The sequence below is a fragment of the Devosia sp. Z6_126 genome (genome assembly GCF_058133495.1).
The window spans coordinates 1025586-1044001 of record NZ_JBYUNO010000001.1; the positions used below are offsets into that span (position 1 = coordinate 1025586).

General features: G+C 64.7%; 18 protein-coding genes. 4 read left to right on the forward strand and 14 right to left on the reverse strand.

Annotated features, from left to right (window positions below):
• Positions 1 to 73: 73 nt before the first annotated feature.
• From AC3YOG_RS05035 to AC3YOG_RS05070, 8 genes are all read right to left on the reverse strand, one after another.
• Entirely contained in the window at positions 74 to 763 is a 690-nt protein-coding gene (locus AC3YOG_RS05035) for a hypothetical protein (RefSeq protein WP_489934303.1), read from the reverse strand.
• Between the two features lie 112 nt (positions 764 to 875).
• Positions 876 to 2156 (reverse strand): O-acetylhomoserine aminocarboxypropyltransferase/cysteine synthase family protein, encoded by a 1281-nt coding sequence (locus AC3YOG_RS05040; protein WP_489934304.1) that lies wholly within the window; start codon positions 2154 to 2156, stop codon positions 876 to 878.
• Between the two features lie 129 nt (positions 2157 to 2285).
• Entirely contained in the window at positions 2286 to 3074 is a 789-nt protein-coding gene (locus AC3YOG_RS05045) for a DUF1684 domain-containing protein (protein ID WP_489934305.1), read from the reverse strand.
• Entirely contained in the window at positions 3071 to 3832 is a 762-nt protein-coding gene (locus tag AC3YOG_RS05050) for an ABC transporter ATP-binding protein (RefSeq protein ID WP_489934306.1), read from the reverse strand. The genes AC3YOG_RS05045 and AC3YOG_RS05050 overlap by 4 nt, the downstream gene beginning before the upstream one ends.
• The gene (locus AC3YOG_RS05055; protein WP_489934307.1) at positions 3829 to 4638 is read right to left on the reverse strand and encodes an ATP-binding cassette domain-containing protein; all 810 of its coding nucleotides are present in this window, start codon (positions 4636 to 4638) and stop codon (positions 3829 to 3831) included. Before AC3YOG_RS05055 ends, AC3YOG_RS05050 begins: the two co-directional genes overlap by 4 nt.
• Positions 4635 to 5489 carry an ABC transporter permease gene (locus tag AC3YOG_RS05060; RefSeq protein WP_489934308.1) on the reverse strand — a complete coding sequence of 285 codons (855 nt, stop codon included), beginning with the start codon at positions 5487 to 5489 and terminating at the stop codon, positions 4635 to 4637. The genes AC3YOG_RS05055 and AC3YOG_RS05060 overlap by 4 nt, the downstream gene beginning before the upstream one ends.
• Positions 5486 to 6433, reverse strand: a complete 948-nt coding sequence (locus AC3YOG_RS05065) for an ABC transporter permease (protein WP_489934553.1) — start codon at positions 6431 to 6433, stop codon at positions 5486 to 5488. The genes AC3YOG_RS05060 and AC3YOG_RS05065 overlap by 4 nt, the downstream gene beginning before the upstream one ends.
• 389 nt (positions 6434 to 6822) lie before the next feature.
• Positions 6823 to 8310 (reverse strand): ABC transporter substrate-binding protein, encoded by a 1488-nt coding sequence (locus tag AC3YOG_RS05070; RefSeq protein ID WP_489934309.1) that lies wholly within the window; start codon positions 8308 to 8310, stop codon positions 6823 to 6825.
• Positions 8311 to 8695: 385 nt separating this feature from the next.
• Here AC3YOG_RS05070 and AC3YOG_RS05075 point away from each other — a divergent pair, with 385 nt between their 5' ends.
• The 4 genes from AC3YOG_RS05075 to AC3YOG_RS05090 all read left to right on the forward strand — a co-directional run bounded on the left by AC3YOG_RS05075 (position 8696) and on the right by AC3YOG_RS05090 (position 12386).
• A complete protein-coding gene (locus AC3YOG_RS05075) occupies positions 8696 to 9325 on the forward strand; it encodes a hypothetical protein (RefSeq protein WP_489934310.1) in 630 nt (209 codons plus the stop codon).
• A gap of 144 nt (positions 9326 to 9469) precedes the next feature.
• Positions 9470 to 10486, forward strand: coding sequence for a TRAP transporter substrate-binding protein (locus AC3YOG_RS05080; protein WP_489889591.1), 1017 nt, complete (start codon positions 9470 to 9472; stop codon positions 10484 to 10486).
• A gap of 96 nt (positions 10487 to 10582) precedes the next feature.
• Positions 10583 to 11101: a TRAP transporter small permease gene (locus AC3YOG_RS05085; protein ID WP_172121621.1), complete on the forward strand. Its 519-nt coding sequence runs from the start codon at positions 10583 to 10585 to the stop codon at positions 11099 to 11101.
• A gap of 1 nt (position 11102) precedes the next feature.
• On the forward strand, positions 11103 to 12386 hold the full coding sequence (locus AC3YOG_RS05090; protein WP_172121620.1) for a TRAP transporter large permease: 1284 nt from the start codon (positions 11103 to 11105) through the stop codon (positions 12384 to 12386).
• A gap of 72 nt (positions 12387 to 12458) precedes the next feature.
• On the opposite strand, the gene AC3YOG_RS05095 is transcribed toward AC3YOG_RS05090, so the two are convergent.
• From AC3YOG_RS05095 to AC3YOG_RS05120, 6 genes are all read right to left on the reverse strand, one after another.
• On the reverse strand, positions 12459 to 13169 hold the full coding sequence (locus AC3YOG_RS05095) for an orotate phosphoribosyltransferase (protein ID WP_127754878.1): 711 nt from the start codon (positions 13167 to 13169) through the stop codon (positions 12459 to 12461).
• 105 nt (positions 13170 to 13274) lie between these two features.
• The gene (gene pyrC, locus AC3YOG_RS05100) at positions 13275 to 14315 is read right to left on the reverse strand and encodes a dihydroorotase (protein WP_489934311.1); all 1041 of its coding nucleotides are present in this window, start codon (positions 14313 to 14315) and stop codon (positions 13275 to 13277) included.
• Between the two features lie 17 nt (positions 14316 to 14332).
• Entirely contained in the window at positions 14333 to 15625 is a 1293-nt protein-coding gene (locus AC3YOG_RS05105) for a hydantoinase/carbamoylase family amidase (protein WP_489934312.1), read from the reverse strand.
• Positions 15622 to 16563, reverse strand: coding sequence for a dihydroorotate dehydrogenase (locus AC3YOG_RS05110; RefSeq protein WP_489934313.1), 942 nt, complete (start codon positions 16561 to 16563; stop codon positions 15622 to 15624). Before AC3YOG_RS05110 ends, AC3YOG_RS05105 begins: the two co-directional genes overlap by 4 nt.
• The gene (locus tag AC3YOG_RS05115; RefSeq protein ID WP_489934314.1) at positions 16557 to 17402 is read right to left on the reverse strand and encodes a dihydroorotate dehydrogenase electron transfer subunit; all 846 of its coding nucleotides are present in this window, start codon (positions 17400 to 17402) and stop codon (positions 16557 to 16559) included. Before AC3YOG_RS05115 ends, AC3YOG_RS05110 begins: the two co-directional genes overlap by 7 nt.
• 67 nt (positions 17403 to 17469) lie before the next feature.
• Positions 17470 to 18363, reverse strand: coding sequence for a helix-turn-helix domain-containing protein (locus AC3YOG_RS05120; protein WP_172121616.1), 894 nt, complete (start codon positions 18361 to 18363; stop codon positions 17470 to 17472).
• Positions 18364 to 18416 lie beyond the last annotated feature (53 nt).

The window sequence follows — 18416 nt, forward strand, 5'->3', positions numbered from 1 at the left end:
AAGCCTGGTTGTTTGGGCCGCCGAGCAGAGAAGAAAATTCTACTCGGCGGCAAGCATCGCCGCGGGGTGGAGTTTATTGTGCCCCGGCGCGGAAGATCTCGACGGCGCCAAAACTGTCGAGCTCGGCGCGGATATGGTTGGCGGCAAGCTCGATCGGGCCGAGGCGGGCGCCGGTGATGATGACGGTGCCGGGGGTGAAGGGCAGGCCGATGCGGCTGGCGTATTCGCTGGTCCAGCGGGCCGCTTCAAGGAGGTCGGAGACTGACAGATTGGTGGTCAGCGTCTGGCTTTCGTCGCCCGCAAGTAGCTGGATTGTCACGGCAATTTCGCTGTCGGACGATGGCAGGGGCTGGGGGGTGCCGAGGACGAGGCCGCCGGTGACGAGAAGGTCGGCGTGCTTGGCGGCGGCGGGCCATTCAGCGTCGGCCTGAGTGCGCGAGCGGATGAATTCGAGGGCGGGGGCGATGCGGAAGGAGCCGTCATCAGCGACAACCAGGGCGAACTCGACCTCGAAGCGCAGGCCGGAAAGATCAACGGTTTCAGCGCTTTGGTGAACCCAGGCCTTGGGAATGGGAGCCGCCGTCATGGTGGTACCGGGTGACCAGGGGGAGACTTTCCAGGCACCGATGCCACCGAGGGCGGCGATCAGTTCGGCCTGGATGGCTTCGCTTTCAGCCGCGGTTTGCGGGGGATTGGCGGTGGTGCGGCGGACCGGATTGCCGGTGTTGATGGCGTCGAGCAGCTGGGTAGTGAAGGGGTGCAAACGGGGTCTCCGGGGCGGGTTGGCCGGGTTTTGGCCATGATGATGAACGCGTTCTGAACAAAATGTCAGGTGCTCGCCGGCTGGTGCGATTGCAGCCGGCGAGCGGAGTGGGTCAGGCGGCTGGGACGGCGGCCAGGGCCTGCTCGATATCGGCAATGATGTCGTCGATATGCTCGATGCCAACCGAGATGCGCACGAGGTCTTCGGAAACCCCAGCCTTGGCCAGTTCTTCGGCGTTGAGCTGGCGGTGGGTGGTGGTGGCCGGATGGGCGGCGAGCGACTTGGCGTCGCCGATATTGACCAGCCGCAGGATCATCTTGAGGTTGTCGATGAAGACGCCACCGGCGTCGCGACCGCCCTTGATGCCAAAGCTCAAAATGCCCGAGGCCTTGCCCTTGGTGATCTTTTGGGCCACGGCATGGAAGCGGCTATCGGGGAGGGCGGCGTAGTTCACCCAGGCGACCTTGGGGTGGTTCTGGAGGAATTGGGCGACCTTGAGGGCGTTGTCGCAATGGCGCTCCATGCGCAGCGCCAGGGTTTCGAGGCCCTGCAGGATCAGGAAGGCGTTGAAGGGCGAAAGGGCGGCGCCGGTATTGCGCAGCGGCACGACGCGGGCGCGGCCGATAAAGGCGGCAGCCCCCAGCGCTTCGGTATAAACGACGCCATGGTAGGAGGGGTCGGCCTGGTTGAGGATGGGGAAGCGGGTCTTGTTGGCGACCCAGTCGAACTTGCCGCTATCAACGATGATGCCGCCGATCGAGGTGCCGTGCCCGCCGATATATTTGGTGAGGGAATGCACCACGATATCGGCGCCGAAATCGAAGGGGCGGCAGAGCACGGGGGTGGCGACCGTGTTGTCGACGATCACGGGCACGCCATGGCGATGGGCGATCTCGCTGATGCGCTGGATGTCGACGACATTGCCAAGCGGGTTGCCGATGGATTCAAGGAACACGGCCTTGGTCCTGGCGTCGATCAGGCGTTCAAAGCCCTCGAAATCGTCAAAGCCGACCATGCGCACTTCGATGCCCTGGCGGGGGAAGGTGTGCTGGAAGAGATTATAAGTGCCGCCATAAAGCTGGGAGATGGAGACGATGTTGTCGCCGGCTTCCGCGATGGTTTGGATGGCATAGGTGATGGCCGACATGCCCGAGGCGACGGCGAGGGCGCCAATGCCGCCTTCCATTTCGGCGACCCGCGCTTCGAGCACAGCGGTCGTGGGGTTCATGATGCGGGTATAGATATTGCCGGCGACCTTGAGATCGAAGAGATCGGCGCCGTGCTGGGTGTCGTCGAAGGTATAGGACGTGGTCTGGTAGATCGGCACGGCCGCGGCCTTGGTGGTGGCTTCGGCGGTGTAGCCGTGGTGCAGGGCGATGGATTCGAGCTTCATGGTTTCCTCCAGTGTTTTTGTGGGCCGGTCGGCTGGTGCAGCAAGGGAGCATGCCGAAGTGAGGGCGGCAACCGCCCGGGGCGGAACAGTGTTCCCCCGGGCGGTGGCGCAGGGGAAAAGCGCCGCGGCCTAGTGGCTGTTGGCCAGACGCTTTTCGCCGGCCTCGATGCGGATAGGCAGGACGTTCTCGGCGGGCGGCAGCGGGCAGACGGCGAAATCGGTGAAGGCGCAGGGCGGATTGATGGCCTTGTTGAAGTCGAGCACGATCGAGGTGTCGGTAACCTCCTCGCCGAAGACAAAGCGGCAGGCGCCATAGGTTTCGCTCTGCGCCGTCAGGTCGCGAATGACGAATTGCGGGCTTTGCGGCGTGCCATGGGTGGCGAGCAGCTCGTAAGTGGTGCCCTCGCGGGTGAACACGGCCTTGTGGGAGGCCTCAACCTCGGTCGGGATCGCCTTGGAGGTGGTGATGGAAAGCTGCTTGGGGGCGTCGAGCGCGATCCACTGGGCGGAGATGCGCCAGCTCGGATCATAGGGGAAGTATTGGATGGGCGGCAGGTCGTCGCCAGCTGATGACGCGGTGTCGCGCACGCGCAGCGCGTTTTCGCCGTTGAGGGTGGTCACTTCGAGCAAGAGGTTCTCGGCGGTGAAGCGGGGAGGGTTGGTTTTGGAGAGCGCAAGCCTAGTCGGCTCGCCGTCAAGGGGCGTATAGGTGACGCTGCCATCCGCGGATTGCGTCAGGGTGCCGATATGGGCGGGGCCGGTGGGCAAGACGATGTCGTTATCGGCGGCGCTGCCGACCGAGACGGTGCCTTCGGAGAGCCAATCGCGGGCAATGATGTTGAGCCAGCCATCGGGGGCCTTGAGGGCGGCGAGGCGGCGGTCTTGCCAGGCGGTGTAATCGGCGGGGGCGGTGGTCATGGCGTCGGGGTCTCCAGATGCAGGCGCGGCACGCTAGCAAGCAGGCGCTGCGTATAGGGGTGTTGGGGATGGGCGAGCACGTCGCGGGTGAGGCCGGCTTCAACAATGCGGCCGCGCTCGAGAATAATGACGCGGCGACAGAGGGCCGCAACGACACCTAGATCGTGCGACACGAGCAAGAGGCTCATGGATTGGCTGAGGCCCGCCAGGAGTTCGACAATGCGAATGCGAGTGGTGAGATCCAAAGCGCTCACCGCTTCATCGGCCAGCAGCAGGCGGGGCCGGGCGACAATGGCGCGGGCAATGGCGATGCGCTGGCGCTGGCCGCCCGAGAACTGGTGGGGATAGCGGGTGGCGGCATCGGCATCGAGCCCGACGGCGGCGAGGGCGGCCCTGATCATCTGCGGATGGTCGCCTTCGACCCGGAGCGAGCGCAGGGGTTCGGCAATGACGGCCTGGATCGTTTGGCGCGGATCGAGCGAGGAATAGGGATCCTGAAACACGACCTGCGCCTGGCGGCGGAAATTTCGCATGAAAGCGCGGTTGCGCGGGTCGAGCGGGGCGCCATCGAAATGGATGGTACCACTGTCCGGGCGTTCGAGGCCGAGGAGCAGGCGCAAAATCGTGGTTTTGCCGGAGCCGGATTCCCCGACCAGCCCGACGGTGTCGCCCTCCGCGATTTCGAACGAGATATTGTCGAGGATTGGGCGGCTCCGGGTGTAGCCGAAGCCGACATTTTCAACCGTAACAAGGCTCATGGCTGGCCCTCCAGTGCACGGTCAAAGCTGCGCGCAGCGGCCAAGAGGCTGCGCGTATATTCGTCGTGGGGGGTGTTGAACACGGTGCTGACGGGACCGGCTTCCACGGCAATGCCGCGGCGCAACACGACCACGCGCTCGACCGTGTTGGCGACGACGGGCAGGTCGTGGCTGATGAAGAGGAGCGCCATGTTGCGCTCGCGCACGAGGCGGTCCAGCAGTTGCAGGATTTCGGCCTGCGTCGTGACATCGAGCGCAGTGGTGGGCTCGTCGGCGATCAACAGGTCAGGCCGGCAGGCCAGGGCCATGGCGATGGCGACACGCTGGCGCTGCCCGCCCGAGAGCTCGTGGGGATAGGCACGGGCGATGCGGGCGGGATCGGGGAGGGACACTTCGCCCATCAGGATCTGCACTGCTTCGGCGAGAGCGCTGCCGGACAGGGGCTTGCCGTCGCGGCGGGCGCGACGTGCCAGGGGCTCGGCGATCTGCTTGCCGATGCGCATCAGGGGATCGAGCGCGGTCAGCGGTTCCTGGAACACGGTGGCGACAGCGGTGCCGCGTAGCGGGTTGAGCTTTTGCTCTGATGTGCCGACCATCTGCTGGCCGGCGAGATGCACCGAGCCGGTGGCGGAAAGGCCCCGCGGCAGCAAGCCGGTGGTGGCCAGCGCGGTCAGCGACTTGCCAGAGCCGGATTCGCCAATCAGGCCGAGGCGTTCGCCGCGGGCGAGGGTAAAGCTCAGATTCGAGACCAGCGTCGTCGTACCGGCCTGGATGGAAAGGTTGTCGACCGTCAGCAAGGGGCTCATCGGCTGCGCCTCGTCGGATCGGCGCGGTCGCGCAGGCCATCGGCGAGAAGGTTCATGCCAATCACCAGCGACACAAGGGCGAGGCCGGGCGCGATGGCGCCGATGGGGGCGGTGTAAACCGTGGCCTGGGCTTCCTGCAGCAGCCGGCCCCAGGAGGCATTGGGCGGCGGGGCGCCAAGGCCCAGATAGGAGAGCGAGGCTTCGGCGATGACGGCAAGGCCGAACTGGAGGGCGAAATTGACTGAAAGGGTGGGCAGGATATTGGGCAGGATGTGGATGAGCACGATCTTTGGCCAGGAGCTGCCCGAGGTGCGAGCGGCGGTGATGTAGTCCATCACCAGAACGCGCTTGGCGAGAATGCGGGTGAGCCGGGCAACAATGGCCGAAAGGGCAATGCCTAGCGCGAGGATGGCGGAGCCAAGGCTCGCCGTATCGCTGGCCGCCACCACCAGCATGGCGATGAGGAGGGTGGGAAAGGCAATGAGAATATCGAGGGCGGCGGCGAGCACGTCATCGAGCCATTTGCTGGCAAAGGCGGCAAGGAGCCCGAGGGTCACGCCGATCACCGCGCCAATGGCGACAGCGCCGGTGCCGACCTGAAGGGCAATGCGGCTGCCGATCATCAGCTGGGTCCAAAGATCGCGGCCGAGCCGGTCGGTGCCGACCCAGTGGAGAAGGCTTGGGCCCTCGAGGCGGCCGCCGGAAAAGGCGGTGGGATCATAGGGCGTCCAGACGAGGGTCAGGAGCCCGACAACGAGATGCAGGCTCACCAGGGCAATGCCGACCCAAAGGAGCAGCGCGCGCGGGCGGCGCTGCGGGGCCGCGGCGGCGGTGGTGGAAATGCCGGTCATGCGCGGGCCTCGCTGCGGGTGCGCAGGCGCGGATCGATCAGGCGCTGGGCGAGATCGGCGGCAAAGCCGATGAGCAGGACGAGGAGGGTCGAAACGAAGAGCACGCCCTGCACATTGGGATAATCGCGCTGCTGGATGGCAAGGAGCAGCATGGAGCCAAGGCCGGGCAGGCTGAAGACGCGTTCGATCACCACGGCGCCAAGAAAGGTCGAGGCCAGCTCGATGCCAAGAATGGAAATCACCGGCACGGCGCCATTGCGGATGCCGTGGCGGATGAGAGCCTCGGGGAAGCTGGCGCCCAGGGCACGGGCGGTGCGCAGGAAGTCGCTGCCGAGCACTTCAAAGGTGGCAGCGCGCACATAGCGCAGCAGCGAGGCGCCCATGACGAGGCCAATGGTGAGAGCGGGCAGGATCATGCCGGTGGCCGCTTCGCCAAAACTGCTCCAGCCGCGCAGGGGAAAGCCGCCCGAGGGCAGCCAGCGCAGGTTCACGGCAAAGAGGGTAACGAGGAGAATGCCGACCCAGAACACGGGAATGGCGATGCCGAGTTGCGAGACCACCGAGATGGCGGCGCCATACCAGCGATCGGCCTTGACCGCCGAGATGATGCCGAGGGGAATGGCGAGGAGGAGCGCGATGGCAAAGCCAAGCGCGGTGAGGGGCAGGGTGACGGCAAGGCGATTGCCGATTTCGGCGAGCACGGAGGCGCGGCTGACGAACGAGGTGCCCAGATCAAGCCGGGCGATATTGCCGAGGAAGGTGGTGAACTGGGTGAGGAGGGGCTGGTCGGAGCCGACCTGGGCCCGGGCGGCCTCGATCTGCTGGGGGGTGGCGCCGACGCCCAGCAGTGCATTGGCGGGATCGCCGGGCAGCAGCCGCAGAAGGACGAACAGCACCACGGCCGCGATCAGCAGGGACAGCAGCAGGATGATGGTGCGGCGGATGGTATAGGCGAGAATGGGCTGATGTCCTTTGGCGGCGATGCGACGCGCGCAGTGTAGCTGGGGGCGATGGACAAAACCACCGGCGCCCCGAAAGGGCCGGTGGGGTTATCCAAGGTTTGGATGTGTGCTCTAGGTTCGCCCTCTGGAGAAGGGTGGCCTAGCGGTGGCAGGCTCGACGACCCCCTCCCCAGCTCCGCTAGGGCCTTGCGGCCCAAGCTGCGCTACCCTCCCCGCAAGAGGGAGGGTGGGATGGAGCGGAGAGGCTGGCGGCGAGCGTTGAGGGAAGCGCCGGGGTTCTGGCTGGTGGATGGGCTGGCACCCCCACCCTGGCCCTCCCCTCAAGGGGGAGGGGATGGGCCGGTGTTTGCCGGTGGATCGGGGTCAGGCCGTCAGTTGGTCTTCTGGATGTCGTAGGCGAAGAACTGGGCGTTGAGGCCGTTGGTGGGGTAGCCGGTGACATTGGCGGCCGAAACGACGATCTGGGGATAGAGATAGAGCCAGTTGCTGGCGGCATCTTCGGCGATGATGCGGTTGGCTTCGGTCAGCTTTTGCGTCTGCTCGGCTTCGGAGGCGGCCGCTTCGGCGCTGGCGATCAGCTCGACCACTTCGGGGTTGTTGTAGCCCCAGTAGAAATCGGGATTGCCGTAAAAGACGATGTCGCGGTGATTGACGTGCTCCTGCAGCGTCGCCTGGAAATCATGGCTCTGGTAGACCTTGGTGTACCATTCATTGGCGGTGATGATGTTGATGTTCACCGTGACGCCGATCTTGGCATATTCGGCCTGGAGGAACTGCGCCACCAGCGGATGGGGGTCGTAGTCGGGGGTGTCGAGGGTGAACTCGAAGCCGTCGGGATAGCCGGCCTCGGCAAGGAGCGCCTTGGCGGACTCGACGTCATAGGCATCAACGCCGGTCAGATCCACATACCAGGGATCGGTGGGGGGCACGAAGGAGCCGATCAGCGTGCCGTAGTCGCCCCAGACGGAATTGAGCAGCTGCGCCTTGTTGGTGGCGCGGGCGAGGGCCTTGCGCACCTGGGGGTTATCGAAGGGGGCGACGCGGTCGTTATAGGCGAGGATTTCCTTGGTGGTGGAGGCCCCTTCGGTGACGGTGAAGGCCGGGTTGTCGGCGAACTGGGCCAGGGAATCGGGGCTTTGCACCGAGGTGATGATGTCAACGGCGTTGGTCAGCAGCGCATTGTTGAGCGCGGTGGCCTCGGTGAAATACTGGAACAGCACGCCGCCATTGCTGGGTGCTTCGCCCCAATATTGTTCGAACGGGGTGAGGGCGAGGGCCGAACCGCGGCGCCATTCGGCGAGCTGGTAGGGGCCGGTGCCGTCTTCGGCCGCGGTGATGTCGGGGGCGGCGTCGTTGACGATCCAGACATAGGAGAGATTGTAGGGCAGCGAGATGGAGCGCTGCGAAAGGGTGATGACTACGGTCTGGTCATCGGGGGTCTCGATGCCGGTGATGGTCGAAAGGCTGCGCTTGCGCGAGCTTTGCGAGGTTTCGGCGGTGACGCGCTCAATGGAGTGCTTCACATCGGCTGCGGTCAGCGGATCGCCGGAATGGAAGGTCACTCCATCGCGCAGGGTGAAGGTATAGGTGAGCCCGTCTTCCGAGACGGTGTAATCGGCCACGAGCCGGGGCTCGACCGTGCCGGCATCGGTGAGCTGGAACAGCGCTTCATAAACATTGCCGTTGAAGGCCTCGTTGATGCCCTGGCCAGCGCCCGCGGTGTTGTCGAGGTTTTGCGGCTCGTAGAGCGAGCCGATACGGATGGTGGCGGCGGGATCAAAATCCTGGGCAAAGGCGGCGGCGGGCAGAAAGCTGACGCCAGCAAGGAGGGCGGCGGCAAGAAGCGCAATTTTGGGCATGAGGGCTCCACGAAAAGGGTGCCGCAGCATAAGGCAGGGCGGCAGCCAACTCCATTAGCGGAAGGAAGATGGACTGCTCGCGCTGGGTTCCAGAGGAGTAACAAATTCTGCAAAACGACCGTTTGTGGAAAGCTGTTCTCCGGCGGCTGGGGCAACCGGACGCGGGGGCGTGGGCATTGCCAAGCTGGCGGCAGCCGGGATAAGCAGCCGGCCGGGGCTGGCGCCAAGTTCTGCTGGGGTGTGCCAGGGCAACAACAGCAGAACGCGGGCGGATACTGCACAAGCGGCAAAGCAGACGGAGCTTTTGTCTCAATCGTGAGACGAAGCGGCGATGTTGCGCGGCTGCGAGGCAGTTATAGCCGGGCCGATAGTTGCGGAGACACGGATGCATTCACTGGCGGGGCGCGGCTTTGTGGCGATCTGGAACGGGATCCCGGCCGAAGGGCGGCAGGATTTCGTCGATTGGCACCGCGAGGAGCATATGCCCGAGCGCCTCGCCATCCCCGGGTTTTTGAGTGGCACGCGCTGGCGGGCCGACGAGGCGCCGCTCGAGTTTTTTACGCTCTATACCCTTGCGGAGCCCGAGGTGAGCCGGTCGGCGGCGTATCTGGCGCGGCTCAACGATCCCAGCCTGTGGACGCAGCGAGTGATGCGCCAGTTCCAGAACAACCGGCGCTGCGTCGGCGGTTTCGCCCAGAGCGCTGGCGAGGCTCCGGGCGAGCGGGTGCTGGTGGGGTGCCTTGTCGCCGAGGCTGCGGAGGGCTGGGCGGCGGTGGCGTCGCGGATTGCGGCGCTGCCCGGGGTGGCGGGGTGCCATCTGGGCCTCGCTGATCAGGCCATCTCGGCGCTGCCGACAGCGGAGCGACAGGGGCGCGATGTGGGTGAGCCGCAAGGCGTGGTGCTGGTGGCGCTGGCGCGCGATGTCGATGTGATAGCGGTGCGCGAAGCGGTGCGGGCGCTGCTGCCGGTGGAGACGGAACTGGCCGGATTTACCGAGGAACTGGCGCTGCCGTGAACCGGTGCCAACCGGGGCAGAGTTTGGGCAGGCCGCCCAACATTGGGGCAGGCTAACAGAACTGTCTAGTTTTTGAGAAAGTTCGCTTGACTCCGTTGGGGCGCAGGGCTTTTGTCGAAAATAATTTGAATGAAGGGGAACCAAATGAACCGTCGTGTATTGCTTGCCAGCGTCGCGGTCCTGTCCGCACTGATCGGGGCGCTGCCCGCCGCCGCCCAGCAATTCACCGCCCGGATCGGCCACCTGGAATCGGACCAGCAGCCGCGCCACAAGGGCCTGGTGATGGTTGCCGACCTCGTCAAGGAGCGCACCGACGGCAACGTGGCGTTCCAGCTGTTCCCCGCCGGCCAGCTCGGCCAGGCCCGCGAGATGAATGAAGGCACCCAGCTGGGGCTGATGGAAGGCACGGTGTCGCCCGCCGCGTTCCTTGCCGGCTTCAACCCTGCAGTATCGATCCTCGACGTGCCATTCCTTTATCCCGCCGACCGCGCCCAAGCCAATGAGCTGCGCACCGGCGCTTTCGGGCAGGCCGTGCTCGACAGCTTTGCCCCGCTCGGGCTCAAGGCCATTGCTATCTGGCCCAATGGGCGCAAGTCGATGACTTCCAACGAGGAGATTGCCGCGCTCGAGGACTTCGCCGGCCAAAGCTTCCGCGTCATGGACAGCAAGGTGCTGATCGAGCAGTTCAATGCCGTGGGCGCCTCGGCCGTGGCGCTGCCCTTTGGCGAGCTCTATACCGCGCTGCAGACCGGCGTGGTTGATGGGCAGGAAAATGCCCTCGATACGATCGCGACCATGAAGTATCACGAAGTGCAGAATTACCTGCTCGTCTCCGAGCACGGCGCCAATGAAGACGTGGTGATGTTCAACCAGGCCTGGTGGGATGGTCTGCCGGCCGAATACCAGACCGTGATCACCGAGGCCTTCGAGGAAGTGCGCCCGCAGGTGGAAGAGCTCAAGGAAGCCGCCCAGGCGACCGCGCTCGAAACCATCCGAGCCAGCGACATCACCATCCATGAACTCGACGACGCCCAGCGCGCCGCTTTCCGCGAAGCCATGTATGGCCCCGCGCGCGACGCCTATCTCGCCAATGCGGGTGCCGCCGGGCAGGGGATCGTGGATGCCTATGAAGCGCAGTACAGCGCGGTCTCGGGGCAGTAACCCCAAGGATCAACCGGCGCCGGCAGGCGCCAGCCACAAGGCGCCAGGTTCCAACACCCCTGGCGCCTCTTTTGTGCAGAGGGAACCCGCAGTGACATGAGCCCAAACAGTAAGTTATCCAAGGCGCTGGCCGCCTGGTCGTCCCTGGAGCGGATCGCGTTGGCAGCCCTGATGCTGATCATGGTCGCGCTTTACGTCACCGGCGTGGTCGTGCGCGAACTGGTTCCCGTCTATGCGCGCAATTTCGCCTGGATCGACGAAGCCGCCCGCTATCTGATGGTATGGCTGGTGTTCCTGTCGCTAGGGCTAGCGCTGGCCGAAGGGCGCCAGATCGCCATGACCAGTTTCCTCGAACGCATGTCCCCGGGCGCCCAGCTCTGGATCCGCCGGGCCATTGATCTGTCGGGGCTGGTGCTGTCGCTTTATATCGCCTGGTTTGGCCTGCAGATGGCACTGACCGTGGCAAAGACCGGCCAGATGAGCCCGACGCTCGGCGTGCCGGCTGCCCTTTTGTATTACGCGCTGCCCGCCGGCTTCCTGCTGCTGGCGCTGCGCTATGCCATGAGCCTGTTCGGGCTGATCGATCGCTGGTCCAACAAGGCTGAGGCCCACTGAGATGTTGATTGCCGTTCTTGTTGCCGGGGCCCTGGCCCTCCTCTTCCTTGGCTTTGAAATGCTTATCGTGCTCGGCATTCCGGGCATCCTGACCAAGGAGTTCTTTTTCTCGGGCATGCCCGATTTGATCTATGGGCAGCGCATCGTCGGGGGCATCAACCATTCGACGCTGCTGGCCATTCCCTTCTTTATCTTTGCCGCCGAGATCATGTCCAAGGGGGTGATCGCGCGGCACCTGATCCAGCTGGTGGGGGCCTTTCTCGGCCATCGCCGGGGCGGCATGGGGCTGACGACGGTGGCAGCCGCGGCGGCCTTCGGTTCGGTATCGGGTTCGGCGCCGGCCACCGTGGCGGCGCTGGCCGGCATTGTTTATCCCGAAATGCAGCGGCAGGGTTATTCCGACAAGTTCTCGCTCGGGCTGATCGTGTCTTCGGCGGAAGTATCGCTGCTGATCCCGCCCTCCATCACGCTCATCATCTATGCCTGGCTGACCGGCACGTCAGTGGCGGCGCTGTTTGCCGCCGGCCTCGTCGTGGGCTTGTTCCTCGCCGGCGTGTTTTGCTGCTATGTGCTGTTTTACGCCTATCGCCACGACATCAAGGGCGATGCGCCGCTGCCCTGGAGCGAGCGGCTCAAAGTGGTCGGGCGCGGGATCTGGGCGCTGGGCCTGCCGGTCGTGCTGCTCGGCGGTATCTATTCGGGCCTCTTCACCCCCACCGAAGCTGCCGCCGTCAGCGTGGCCTATGCGCTGATCGTCGAGGTGCTGATCTATCGCCACATGAAACTGGGCGATGTGTTCAAGGTCGCGACCGGCGCGGCGGTGACCACGGGCACGATCTTCGTGCTGCTGGCGATGGGCTCGATCGTGGCCTATTTCATTACGCTGGCGCAGCTGCCAACTCTGGTTATCGACTTTCTCGGGGCGATCGATGCGAACTGGGTGATGTTCCTCCTGATCGTCAACCTGCTGTTCCTTGTCGCCGGCATGTTCATCGATCCCAATTCGACCATGCTGATCCTCGTACCGGCGCTCTATCCGGTGGCGGTCAGCTTTGGCATCGATCCCATCCATTTCGGCATCATCGTGTGCCTCAACACCTGTATCGGCATGATCACGCCCCCATTCGGGCTCGACATTTTCGTGGCGTCCTCGACGCTCGGGGAGTCGGTGGGCAAGATCATTTCGGGCATTTTTCCCTTTGTGGTGGTGAACCTGCTGGCCTTGCTGGTGATCACCTATCTGCCCGAGATCTCGATGTTCCTGCCCCGCATGCTGGCGCCCTGACCGGGGTCACAGAGGGACAAAAAAAGGGCCGCCCACTGGGCGGCCCTTTTGTTTTGCCGGTTGAAAACGGGCTTATTCCTTAGGGGTAGGGGAGAATTCGGAAATGCCGCCATGGGCAGCCGACCAGCTCGAGGGGTCGTTGAGGAAGCTTTCGACCTCGGTCAGGGTCTTGGCATCGAAGTGCCCGGATTCCTTGGCTGCCTCGAGGATATCCCACCAGGTCGCGAGATAATGCAGCTCGATGCCGAGCTCCTTCATCAAATCGTGGCTGTTGGGGAAGATGTCGTAGAAAAAGACGATGAAGCAGTGGTCGACCTTGGCGCCCGCCTTGCGCAGCGCATCGGCGAACATGACCTTGGAGCGCCCGTCGGTGGCGAGATCTTCCACGAGGAGGGTGCGGGCGCCGGCGATCACTTCGCCCTCGATCTGGGCGTTGCGGCCAAAGCCCTTGGCCTTCTTGCGCACATACTGCATGGGCAGCATCAGCTTGTCGGCGATCCAGGCGGCAAAGGGGATGCCCGCGGTTTCGCCACCGGTGACCACGTCGATCGACTCATAGCCGATTTCGGTGACGATGGTCTGGGCGGCCATGTCCATCAGCGCCGAACGCAGGCGCGGATAGGAGATGAGCTTGCGGCAATCCACGTAAACCGGGCTGGCCCAGCCGGAGGTGAAGACGAATGGATGTTCAGCATTGAAGTGAACAGCGTTGATCTCGAGCATCATCCGGGCGGTTTGCCGGGCGATGGCTTTTTTGTCTTCGCTGCGGTGCAGTGCACTCATGGGAAACAGTCCTTCATCATTGCGTCATGCGGTCGCGCGAAATCGCGGCCGCCGGATGGAAGTCCAGCGCCGCAGGGTGCTTAAATCTCGATTGCAACCGGTTCGCTATAAACCGCGGCTCAAAGCCCAGTCAACTCGTTCGCCCGCAAAGAGCGGGACAATCTGGTGCTCTTCCACCGAAACGCTGGCGGGCGCGGTCCAGGCGCGTTCCTCATAGGTCACGCGGGTTTCCGAAGGCGCAAAGCCGTAAAAGGCGGGACCATTGAGCGAAGCAAAGGCCTCGAACTTGTCGAGCGCGTTTTCCTCGGCAAAGACCTTGAGATAAGCCTCGACGGCGACAGGGGCGGAAAAGACGCCGGCGCAGCCGCAGGCATTTTCCTTGAGGTGGCGCAGATGGGGCGCGGTGTCGGTGCCAAGGAAATAGTTTGGCGCACCGCTTGTAGCCGCCTCGCGCAGCGCCAATTGGTGGGAGCGGCGCTTGAGGATGGGCAGGCAATAATAATGCGGGCGGATGCCGCCTTCAAACAGCACATTGCGATCATAAAGCAGGTGCTGGGGGGTGATGGTGGCAGCCACGCGCGGGCCGTGGCTCCTCGCGAACTGGGCGCCTTCACTCGTCGTGATATGCTCCATCACCACTTTGAGTGTGGGGTGGCGCTCGAGCCGCGGAGCGAGAACGGCGTCGATGAAGCGCGCTTCGCGATCAAAGATATCGACATCGTGGTGGACGAGCTCGCCATGGGTCAGGAGCGGCATGCCGGCTTGTGCCATGGCGGCGAACACTGGATCGAGCCCGGCGATGGAGGTGACGCCATGGGCCGAATTGGTGGTGGCGTGGGCGGGATAAAGCTTGGCCGCGGCAAAGATGCCGTCGCGATGACCGGCAATGAGGTCGGCGGGATCGGTGGCGTCGGTGAGGTAGCAGGTCATCATGGGGGTGAACTCGACCCCCTCGGGAATGGCCGCCTCGATGCGCCCGCGATAAGCGGCGGCCATGGCTGATGTGGTGACCGGAGGCACCAGGTTGGGCATGACGATGGCGCGCGCAAACTGGCGGGCGGTATGGGGCACGACGGCATCGAGCACCGCGCCGTCGCGGAAATGCACGTGAAGGTCGACGGGCTTGCGGATGGTCAGGGATCGCATGGGGTCGGGGGCCTGGCTCAGTTGGTGGCGGTCACGGCCTTATAAAGCACATCGGTGCCTTTGATGAGATCCCCGATATCCATGGCTTCGGCGGGATTGTGCGAGCCATTGGCATTGCGCACGAACACCATGCCCGAGGGAATGCCGGCATTGGCGAACACCGCCGCATCATGGCCGGCGCCCGAAGGCAGGGTTTGCGGATCGAGGTCGCAGTCGGCGGCGGCGGCGCAGAGGCGCTCGATCACGGCGGGGTCCATGCGAGCGGGCTCGGTATAAACGCGCTCGTCGAGCTCGAAGACGACGCCACGCTGCTGGCCGACGGCGCGGCATTCGGCGCGGAAGAGTTCGTAGAAGCTTTCGAGCGTGTCGTGGCTCTGGCTGCGCACTTCAAAGGAGAACATGACTTCGCCCGGAATGCGGCTGAGGGCGTGCTGGTCGGGATCGGTGCCGACAATGCCCGTGGTCACCACGAGGTCGAGGCCGCGCTCGAGGAGGACGCGCCAATGCTCGTCGAGGCGCCCGACGAGATCGGCAAAGGCGAAAACGGCATCCTTGCGCAGCCAGCGGGGGATGGTGCCGGAATGGCCCGCTTCGCCGCGGCAAACGACGCGGCGGTGGCGCAGATTGCCGCGAATGCCGGACACGACGGCGGCGGGCAAGCGGCGGTCGATCAGCACCGGCCCCTGCTCGATATGCAGTTCAAGATAGCTGGCGGCGGTCGCGGGATCAAAGAGAGACTGGCCGGCGCGGATGGGGGCGAGGTCGATGCCGACCGAGGTCATGGCTTCGGCCAGGGTCCGGCCGGTGCCGCGTGAGCGGGCGGCAAGATCGGCGGGGGAAAGAATGCCGAAGAGGGCGCGCGAGCCGATATTGGCGCGGCCATAAAAGGCGCTTTCCTCGCCGCGCAGCATCAGCAGGCGCACGGGGGTGGTGAGCTCGCGCCCCGAGCGGGCAATGCGGATAAGGCAGGCGAGACCCGCGACGATGCCGGCGGCGCCATCGTAATTGCCGCCCTGGGGCACGGAATCGGCGTGCGAGCCAATGAGATGGGCGGGGCGGGTGCCATCATCGCCGGGCAGGCAAACGAGGAGATTGCCGACGGGATCGATGCTGATGGCAAAGCCATGGGCGTGCGCCACGGCCGAGAAGATGGCGAGCGCGGCGTCTTCGCCGGGCGCATAGCATTCGCGGGTGATGCCGACGCCGTCGCCCGTGCAGCGGGCCAGTTCGGCAAAGATGGCGCTGGCGAGCTCATGCTCGGTGGGGAAGGCGGTCCAATCGATGTCGGCGGCGGGGGCAAGCGCGTTCATTGAGCGGCCTCCATGAGGTGAGGGAGCTGCAGGTCGGTATCGAGGGCGCCGATAAGCTGGTCGAGGCTCGTGAAGCCGTGGCGCTCGCAATAAAGATCGATGCCGGCGATCACTTCGGGCATGGTGCCGGGGCGGGTGAAGGTGGCGGTGCCGATTTGCACGGCGCGGGCGCCAGCCAGCAGGAACTCAATGGCGTCGCGGGCGCTGCTGATGCCGCCACAGCCAATCACCGGAATGCGGACGGCGCGGGCGCATTGATAGGTCATGCGCAGGGCAATGGGCTTGAAGGCGGGGCCGGAAACGCCGCCCATGATGTTGCCGAGGGTCGGGCGCATCGTATCGATGTCGATCGACATGGCGAGGATGGTGTTGGCGACGACCACGGCATCAGCGCCCGCGGCTTCAGCGGCGCGGGCAACGCCGGCAATGTCGCCGGTATTGGGGGTGAGCTTGGCCCAAAGCGGCAGGTCGGTGACGGCGCGCATGGCGGCAATCGCCTGTTCGGTGGTGGCGGGGCGCATGGCGAAGGCCTTGCCGTCTTCCTCGATATTGGGACAGGAGATATTGGCTTCGATGCCAGCAATGCCGGGCTGGTTGAGCTGCGCGGCCGCTTCGGCAAATTCGGCAATGGTGGGCGCCGAGACCGAGACGATCAGCGGGCTCGCAAAGCTGCGGTAAAAGGGCAGGGTTTCGGCGAGGAAATGCTCGATCCCCTTGGACGGGATGCCGATGGAATTGAGCATGCCATTGCCCACTTCCGCCACGCGAGGGGTAGCATTGCCGCCGCGCAATTCGGCGGTGATGGTCTTGGTGACCAGCGCGCCTAACGTGTTGAGGTCGATGACGTCGGCGAGGCCTTCGGCAAAGGTGCCCGAGGCGGGCATGACGGGATTGGCGAGGACGAGGCCCCGCCCGAGATCGGTGCGCAGGTCTACCATGAGGTGGCCTCGGCAAGGGGAAAGACGGGACCATCCCAGCAGACGCGCTTGGACACGGTTTGCCCATCGACAGTGAAATTGCGCACGCAGCAAAAGCACATGCCCAGGCCGCAGGCCATTTGCTGTTCCATGGCGACTTCGCCGTAAAGGTCGAGTTCAGTGGCGAGGCGCTGGAGCAGCAGCATGAGACGGTTGGAGCCGCAGGTGTAAAGAGCGTCGGCGCGGTCTTCGGCATGGAGGCGCCGCAGCAGGGCCTCGACATGGGGCAGCTCGCTGGTGCCATCGCTGTCGAGGACGATCTCGACCGCAGCGCCGGCAGAGCGGAAGCGCTCCACCGAGAGCACAGCTGCGGGATCGCGGGCGCTGACAAGGGCAGTAACGGCGATGCCGCGGCTGCGGGCGAGTTCGGCCAGGGGCGCGAGGGTTGCAAGCCCGACGCCACGCCCAACCACGACAATGGAGCGGATGCCCTCGGGCAAGCTGAAGCCGACCCCCAGGGGACCAAGAATGCGCAGCGTGCTGTCGGGCGCAAGGCTGGCGAGGCCACGGGTGCCGGCGCCGGCGACCTTGTAGAGGAACTCCACCCGGCCCGTCGCGGGGTCGGCGGCATAGGTGCTCATGGGGCGGCGAAAGAACGGCTTGTCTTCGCCGATTGCCGGGCAGTCGATGTTGAAGAACTGGCCCGCTTCAGCCGTGGCGGCAACGCCGGGGGCGTCAAGCACGACGCGCTTATATTCGGCATTGACCCAGTCATTGCTAAGGACGCGCGCCGAGGTATCCGCGATGCGCGGAACAAAAGGAGTGGCGGGGGCGAGGGCGGAGATTTCATCCTGTCTCATTTTTGAGACAATGCGCAGCCCCGGGCAGGTTGTCAATGGGCCTGCGTGGTCGGCCGCCCGCGCGCGCTCAGGGGAAGGTCGCGGCGGTACGCTCGATGATGCGGCGGAGGATGGCGGCGCCATCGGGGCCTTTCTTGGCCACGGCCCATTGCGCTTCGAGCGTGTCACGGAAGTGGTGCACCGCTTCGGGCGCGGTGGTGACAATGGCGATGCCCGAGGAAATATTGGGTTGATCGCCAAGGCGATAGGGCGAAAGGGTGACCGCGGAATCGGCGTCGCGCTCATAGATCTGGAAGGTCTGGCTGGGCGGCTGGCCATCGATGATGCCGATCTGCGTGCCGATGGGCTGGCGCTCGAGCGTGGTGCATAGCCGCTCGATTTCGAGACGGGCGGCCGCGCGGCGCTCGGCCTGCACTTCGCGCGGCAGATCGAGCCGCCCGACCAGACCCAAGAGCAAAAACCGCTCGATATCCTGGCTGCCGACAATGGAGACGATGGGCACATTGCGCCGGGTGGCGCTGCGGCGGCGCTCATTGAGGAGATCGAGAATATTGTCGATGGCGTGTAGAGCGGCAGGGCGGTCCCGCTCGTTTTCAGAAATGGCCTCCACCAGCATCAGGCGGAGATAATCCATGTAGTCGGGCGACAGCAAGAGGGACGAGACTGGCGAGAAATTGCCGAGGAGATAGTGCGACTTTTCTTCGAGCTGACGCATGCGCTCGAAAAACGAAAGGGCATTACTGTAGTATTCGACGCCAACGCCCAGGAGCGATGGCAGGGATACATCAAGGAAGCGGGCGATGGATTCCAGGATCTGGACCTTGACGATCTCGCCCTTCTCGAGCCGGTAAACGGCGGCGCGAGAGATGCCAAGATGGGCGGCAATATCATCGGCGTTCAGATTCTTGCCGATCCGATGAGCGCGCAGTCGTTTGCCGATTTCCTCGAACTGGGCGGACATGCTTTCCCTTTGCGCTAAGTCTCACTTTTGATATACACGCCCGTTTCCGCCGT

Coding starts and splice junctions, on each gene's coding strand:
- AC3YOG_RS05105 (WP_489934312.1), bottom strand. CDS start 15,625: ATGAACGCGCTTGCCCCCGCCGCCGACATCGATTGGACCGCCTTCCCC.
- AC3YOG_RS05070 (WP_489934309.1), bottom strand. CDS start 8,310: ATGCCCAAAATTGCGCTTCTTGCCGCCGCCCTCCTTGCTGGCGTCAGC.
- AC3YOG_RS05080 (WP_489889591.1), top strand. CDS start 9,470: ATGAACCGTCGTGTATTGCTTGCCAGCGTCGCGGTCCTGTCCGCACTG.
- AC3YOG_RS05060 (WP_489934308.1), bottom strand. CDS start 5,489: ATGACCGGCATTTCCACCACCGCCGCCGCGGCCCCGCAGCGCCGCCCG.
- pyrC (WP_489934311.1), bottom strand. CDS start 14,315: ATGCGATCCCTGACCATCCGCAAGCCCGTCGACCTTCACGTGCATTTC.
- AC3YOG_RS05085 (WP_172121621.1), top strand. CDS start 10,583: ATGAGCCCAAACAGTAAGTTATCCAAGGCGCTGGCCGCCTGGTCGTCC.
- AC3YOG_RS05040 (WP_489934304.1), bottom strand. CDS start 2,156: ATGAAGCTCGAATCCATCGCCCTGCACCACGGCTACACCGCCGAAGCC.
- AC3YOG_RS05115 (WP_489934314.1), bottom strand. CDS start 17,402: ATGAGACAGGATGAAATCTCCGCCCTCGCCCCCGCCACTCCTTTTGTT.
- AC3YOG_RS05075 (WP_489934310.1), top strand. CDS start 8,696: ATGCATTCACTGGCGGGGCGCGGCTTTGTGGCGATCTGGAACGGGATC.
- AC3YOG_RS05120 (WP_172121616.1), bottom strand. CDS start 18,363: ATGTCCGCCCAGTTCGAGGAAATCGGCAAACGACTGCGCGCTCATCGG.
- AC3YOG_RS05095 (WP_127754878.1), bottom strand. CDS start 13,169: ATGAGTGCACTGCACCGCAGCGAAGACAAAAAAGCCATCGCCCGGCAA.
- AC3YOG_RS05045 (WP_489934305.1), bottom strand. CDS start 3,074: ATGACCACCGCCCCCGCCGATTACACCGCCTGGCAAGACCGCCGCCTC.
- AC3YOG_RS05110 (WP_489934313.1), bottom strand. CDS start 16,563: ATGGTAGACCTGCGCACCGATCTCGGGCGGGGCCTCGTCCTCGCCAAT.
- AC3YOG_RS05055 (WP_489934307.1), bottom strand. CDS start 4,638: ATGAGCCCCTTGCTGACGGTCGACAACCTTTCCATCCAGGCCGGTACG.
- AC3YOG_RS05050 (WP_489934306.1), bottom strand. CDS start 3,832: ATGAGCCTTGTTACGGTTGAAAATGTCGGCTTCGGCTACACCCGGAGC.
- AC3YOG_RS05090 (WP_172121620.1), top strand. CDS start 11,103: ATGTTGATTGCCGTTCTTGTTGCCGGGGCCCTGGCCCTCCTCTTCCTT.